The organism is Carboxylicivirga sp. M1479 (assembly GCF_007097485.1).
Taxonomy (GTDB): domain Bacteria; phylum Bacteroidota; class Bacteroidia; order Bacteroidales; family Marinilabiliaceae; genus Carboxylicivirga.
Map to the genome: position 1 here is coordinate 1 of NZ_VKDE01000091.1, position 589 is coordinate 589.

At 39.9% G+C, this 589-nt stretch carries 1 protein-coding gene; it reads right to left on the bottom strand.

Annotated features, from left to right (window positions below; all coding sequences use genetic code 11):
• Positions 1-589, bottom strand: a 589-nt coding sequence (locus tag FNN09_RS20905) for a sulfatase-like hydrolase/transferase (RefSeq protein ID WP_143304432.1), incomplete at both ends; no start/stop codon positions are given.

Sequence of the window (589 nt, forward strand, 5' to 3'; positions counted from 1 at the left end):
TATGCTCACTGCTTGCGCCTTGCGCTATGGTTTCGGGCCAGCTAACAATAAAGGGAACCCGAATGCCACCTTCATACAAATCGCGCTTAATTCCGCGATAAATACCATTGGAATTAAAGTATTCAGGATCGCCACCTCCTGCTGCATGAGGACCGTTATCAGAGGCAAACATGATGATTGTATTTTCAGTCAAACCAAGCTCTTCAATTTTTGCCATAATCTCACCAACCTGTTCATCCATTAAGTTTATCATCCCAGCAAAGGCAGCATGCGATTCTTCTTGAGAGGCATATCCGCCTTTCCTGAATCTCTTATTTTTGGATGTTACTCCTTTAAACTCTTTTTCAGGTAAATATTTACCGTGGTATTTTTCCATATATGACTCAGGTACTTCCAGCTCGGCATGGGGTATTACATTTGGATAATAAAGAAAAAAGGGTTCATCACTATGTTTTTCTATAAAGGCCATCGCTTTCTCGTGAATAGGGATTGGAGCATAAGTCCCTTTTTTATCACCGGCATTATTGTCAAGGATTTCTTTTTCATTATTGTTGTACAAATGCCATGGATAATAACTATGTGCATTACG